Genomic DNA, 5,304 nt, shown 5'->3' on the forward strand with positions numbered 1-5,304 from the left:
ACCGCCCGCAGCCGGGGCGCCGGAGAAAGGACCCGGGGGCGGCGGGCCGCGGGGGGCAGGTCGGACACAGGACTCCTCGGGTCATGGGCGCGGGGCGCCGGCGGAAGGAGGCGCCCCACGCGGGAGGTGCGGTACGTCAGCGGGCGGCGGCCGGGCTCACCACGGGGTGGCCGGGCTCAGCGCGTGGCCGCCTTGGCCGCGGCGAACTCCTCGGCCATCCGGTCGATGCCGTTCTGCTGCTTGATCCGGGCGACGGTGCCCTTCCAGTCGGACACCTTCGTCTTGCCGGACACGGCGTCCATCACCGCGGAGTTGAGCGCGGGGGAGACCCCGGCCCACTTGGCGCTGAAGGTCGCCGAGGAGAAGCGGTAGGCGGCCGAGGCGTCCGGCGCGCAGATCGGCAGCAGCGCCTTCTGCGAGGTGTAGAGCCGCTTGGTGAGGCCGGCGAGCCCGGGGAAGAACAGCGGCTGCGGCGCCATGTTGAAGTACTGGAACGGCAGATTGGTGCTGTTCTCCGTCTGCCCGAGCCTGGTCGCGTTCGCCGGGGCGCCGTCCTTGTCGCGGGTGAAGTGCACGCTCTCGACGCCGTACCGGGCCAGCTCGAACTCCTTGGTGCCGAACGGCGCCGCGAAGAAGTCGAGGATGCGCAGCAGCATCTTGATCCGGGCCGGGGAGGACTTCTTGATGACCGTGAACCCGAACACCGAGTCGCCGCCCGGGGTGTTGGGCCTGTCGCCGTAGGGGAAGGCGAGGTCGGGGGTGAAGCCCCGCACCTGGGAGAAGATCTGGGCCGCGGCTCCGGTGCCGTTGGGCCAGGTGAGCCAGGTGCCGTTGAGGAACTTGGGCTGGGCGTCGCCGGCGCCCAGCGTCAGCGCGTCCGGGTTGTAGACGCGGCGCGTGTAGAAGCGGTGCATGTTCTCCACAGCCTGCTCGAACTCCGGGGTGTCGGCGGTGAATCGGAAGCTCCCGCCGGACTCGCCCCACCAGTTGGGAGCGCCGGCCGCACCGGCGTGGTAGGTCCAGCCGAACGCGGCCGCGCTCGAACTGCCGATGCCGTACCGGCCGTTCACGCTCAGCTTGGCCAGGGCATCGGTGAACTCCTGGACACCGATGCCCTTGCCCCAGATCCCCGCCTTCTCCAGCTTGTCGCGGTCGGCGAACAGGCCGACCTGCGGGGCGTTGTAGCGGTAGGTGGGGACGCCGTATATCCCGCCGCCGATCCGGCCCATCAGCTGCCAGCCCCGGGTGGGCAGGGCGGCGAGGTTCGGGTACTCCTTGATCGCGTCGCCGGACAGGTACTCGCTGAGGTCGGCGCACTTGGAGCGGATGAATTCGCTGATGTGGGGTGCGCCGGTGGCCGGGATCATCAGGATGTCCGGCTGGTCGCCGCCCGCCATCATGGTGGCCAGTGCGGTGGTGTAGCTGGTGCCGGTGTCGATGACGAACCGGGGCTTGAGCGTGACGCCCATCGCGTCGCCGACGGCCTTGACCATCCGGTTGGAGGAGTCGAGCTTGACGGCGGCGCCGTAGCTCAGCGCCATACAGGAGACCGTCGAGCCGTCGCCCGGCTTGCTCCGCACCGACGAAGGAAGCGGCAGTGAGGGGTAGTTGAGGACGGCCGGGGCGCCGTTGTCGGGCAGCGCGGGCAGGTCGTAGTGGACCTTGGCGGGCACATGGGCGGGCCAGGCGGCCTGCTTGGTGCCCTCGTTGGAGACGGACACCGGGCCGCCGCCGTTGTCGCAGGCGGCGAGCGCGGGACCGGCGGCGAGGACGGCGGCTCCGGCACCGGCCGCTCTGAGCACCGAGCGGCGGGACATGTTCAGGGACATGAGGGCTCCAAGCGGACGCGTTTGTTCAGGGGGCGGGGCAGAGCGGAACCGGTCGGCGGGGTGCAGGACTTGACCGCGGGGCCAGGACTTGACCGCGGGGTCAGGACTTGACCGCGCCGGTGAGCACGCCCTTGGTGAAGAACCGCTGGACGAAGGGGTAGACGACCAGGACGGGGACGACCGCGAGGACGATGGTGGCCATCAGCGTGGTCCGGGAGGTGTCCTGGAGGGCGCTCGCGGTGGTGCCGTTCGCGTCCGCGGTGACCCCCTGGGTGACCAGCAGCCGCAGCAGGGTGCTGAGCGGCCAGCGGCCGGGGTCGTTGAGGTAGAACAGGGCCCGGAAGAAGTCGTTCCAGTAGGTGACGCCGTAGAAGAACCCGACGACCGCGATCACCGACCTGGACAGCGGCAGCACGATCCGCCACAGGACGGTGAACTCGCCGGCCCCGTCCAGGCGGGCCGCCTCGAACAGCTCGCCGGGCAGTCCCTGGAAGAAGCCGCGCAGCACCACCAGGTTGAACACGTCGACGACGACGGGCAGCACCAGCGAGGGATAGCTGTCGATCAGCCCGAGGTTGTCGACGATCAGGTAGGCGGGGATGATCCCGGGCGGGAACAGGAACGCGATCAGCGTCATCTTCAGCACCCAGCCGCCCCCGATCACCCCGGGCCGGGCCAGGGCGTACGCCAGCAGGACGGTCGCGGCCAGCGACACCGCCGTACCGACCACCACCAGCAGCAGCGACACCACCAGGGCGCGGCCCGCGGTGGAGCCGGTGAGGATCTGGTGGAAGGCGTGCGGCGAGAACTCCCGCGGCCACAGCGAGTACCCGCCGTCCGCGGTGACCTGGCGGCTGGAGCTGAGGCTGGTGGCCAGCACCACCCAGAAGGGCGCCACCACGGCCGCCGTGATCAGCACCAACGCCAGCACCTTGCCGGCCGTGGTGAGGACCCTCGGCTCCTCCTGCCAGGCGGGCCGCCGGGCCTTCGTACGACCGCCCGGCATACGACCGTTCGGGATACGACCTTTCGGCATACGGCTGCCCTTCGCACGGGCGCCCTTGGGGCCGCCGTCCTTCGTACCGCTGTCCTTCGCTCGGCGGGCCGCTGCCCCGGTGGCCGGGCTCATCGGTAGACCCCCTGCTCGCCGAGCCGGTGGGCGACCTTGTTCGCGGCGACCACCAGGACCAGGGCGACGACGCCCTTGAACAGTCCCGCGGCCGCGGCGACGGACCAGTCGCCGTTGACGGTGGCGTGGTAGTAGACGTACGTGTCGAGCACTTCGGAGACCCGCTGCCCGAACGAGTCGCGCTGGAGCAGTACTTGGTCGAAGCCGACGCTGAAGACGGAGCCGAGCCGCATGATCAGCACGAGCACCACGACCGGTCGTACGCCGGGCAGGGTGACGTGCCAGAAGCGGCGCCAGGGCCCGGCGCCGTCCATGGCCGCCGACTCGTAGAGCTGCTCGTCCACCTGGAAGAGGGCGGCGGTGAAGATCACCGTGGCCCAGCCGCAGTCCTTCCAGATCAGCTCGGCGACCATCATCGGCTGGAACAGCGAGGGGTCGGTGAACAGGTTCACCACGTGGTCGCCGCCGCCGGACAGCAGATTGGTCAGCACACCGGTGGGGCCCACCATCTGCTGGATCAGGGCGACGGCCACGACCCAGGAGACGAAGTGCGGCAGGAACACCACCGACTGCACGAACTTGCGCACCGGCCCGTTCAGCACGCTGTGCAGCAGCAGCGCCACCGCGAGCGGCACCGGGAGGAAGAACACCAGCTGGAACAGGGCGAGGCTCACCGTGTGCCAGACGGCCTGCCAGAACCCCGGATCACCGAACAGGGTCCGGAAGTTGGAGATCCCGGCCCAGGGGCTGTGGCTCATCCCGAGGAACGGGATGTAGTGCTGGAAGGCGATCACGTTCATGGCGAGGGCGCCGTACTGGAAGATCATGAAGTACAGCACGCCCGGCACCATCATGAGCAGCGGCACCCGGTCCCGCCGCACCCGCTGCCACCGGGACACCGTGTGCCGGGTCGGTGCGAGGGGTGCTTCGGGGGGTGCGTCGGGTCGCTCGGCCGGTGTACTGCCGGGCCGCTGGCCGACCAGGGACACAGGGGCCTCCTTCCAGGGGCGAGGCGGGGCATCGAGGCGCCGCCGAACACGGCGGACTGCCCGCAGGGACCTCCGCCGTCCGATGCGGCTTCAGCATCCGGTCAGGTCCGTAACCCGTCAATGAGGTCGTGCGCACTTGGAGCGACCCGGAAGCATCCGGAGCCATTCGATATCCCGTTCCCTTCCTCTTTCGCCCCCTATTCCTCCTTTCGATCACTCACCACCTCGGCCGCCTTTCTGTCTTCGCCGAGTCACCGAGGGCTGCCCAACTCCCTTTCGGCGCGCTAGGTTTCTTCCGTTCCCAACAGTTCGGAACCCTTTCCATGTCGGCGCCAAGGGAAATGTGACGCGTGATGCTCTCTCCGGACCGGCACGACCTGCTCCTCGCCCATCTGCGGGAGCACGGCTCGGCACGGATCAGCGACCTCGTGGGCCTGCTGGGGGTCTCCGACGTCACGGTGCGACGCGATGTCGAGGCCCTGGAACGCGAAGGTCTGGTGCGGCGCTTCCACGGCGGAGTCGCCCTGGACCGCAGGGCCGCGACGACCGGACAGGATCCCGAACGCGCGCCGGACGCACTCCGGTTGGGCCTGCTGCTGCCCAACGGCCCCTACTTCCGTGAGGTGCTGGAGGGAGCCCGCGAGGCGGCGTCGGAACTGAACGCCGAACTGACCCTCGCCTTCTCCGACTACCAGCCCGAGCAGGACCTGGTGGCCATCCGCCGCCATCTGGACGACGGCGTCGACGGCCTGCTGCTGGCCCCGCCGACCCTGGAGAACTCCCGCCACACCCGCTTCGAGGAACGCCTGCGCGAGCTGAAGATCCCGGTGGTCCTGGTCGAACGCGAACTGCGCTCCACCACCCTGGTCGACCGCCTTGACCATGTGGTCACCGACCACCAGGCCGGCGCCCGGCTGGCCGTGGAGCACCTGGCCCGCCTCGGGCACCGCCGGATCGCCCTCATGGTCAAGGACCTGGGCCCCACGGCCCCCGCCGTCCGCCTCGGCCACACCCACGCCCTGCGCGCCCTGGGCCTCGACCAGGACACCCCGGTCCACCTGGTCCCGCAGCGCGAGACCTCCCCGCACACCGAGCAGCGCATCGACGAGGTCCTCGACGACCTCCGCGCCCAAGGCGCCACCGCCGTCCTCGCCCACGGCGACGCGGAGGCCATCGTCCTGCTCCAACTGGCGGCGCAGCGCGGCATCCGCGTCCCCCAGGACCTGGCGATCATCTCCTACGACGACGAGGTCGCCGCCCTGGCCAGCGTCCCCCTGACCGCCGTCGCCCCACCGAAACGCGCCCTGGGCCGCAAGGGCATCGAACTCCTCACCTCCCGCCTCCGTTCCCCCCGCCC

At 70.4% G+C, this 5,304-nt stretch carries 4 protein-coding genes; 1 reads left to right on the forward strand and 3 read right to left on the reverse strand.

The window, feature by feature from the left end; all coding sequences use genetic code 11:
* Positions 1–176: 176 nt before the first annotated feature.
* From CCN72_RS09800 to CCN72_RS09810, 3 genes are all read right to left on the reverse strand, one after another.
* Complete coding sequence (locus tag CCN72_RS09800; protein ID WP_086807171.1) at positions 177–1,829, reverse strand: type 2 periplasmic-binding domain-containing protein; 1,653 nt, start codon at positions 1,827–1,829, stop codon at positions 177–179.
* Positions 1,830–1,929: 100 nt separating this feature from the next.
* Positions 1,930–2,958, reverse strand: a complete 1,029-nt coding sequence (locus CCN72_RS09805; protein WP_341868868.1) for a carbohydrate ABC transporter permease — start codon at positions 2,956–2,958, stop codon at positions 1,930–1,932.
* A complete protein-coding gene (locus tag CCN72_RS09810) occupies positions 2,955–3,809 on the reverse strand; it encodes an ABC transporter permease (RefSeq protein ID WP_086807174.1) in 855 nt (284 codons plus the stop codon). The genes CCN72_RS09805 and CCN72_RS09810 overlap by 4 nt, the downstream gene beginning before the upstream one ends.
* Before the next feature lie 491 nt (positions 3,810–4,300).
* On the opposite strand from CCN72_RS09810, the gene CCN72_RS09815 reads away from it, so the two are divergent.
* Positions 4,301–5,304 (forward strand): substrate-binding domain-containing protein (locus CCN72_RS09815; protein WP_086807173.1); only part of this gene is annotated, 1,004 nt, incomplete at its 3' end.

The organism is Streptomyces murinus, from assembly GCF_002154555.1.
Taxonomy (GTDB): Bacteria; Actinomycetota; Actinomycetes; order Streptomycetales; family Streptomycetaceae; genus Streptomyces; species Streptomyces murinus.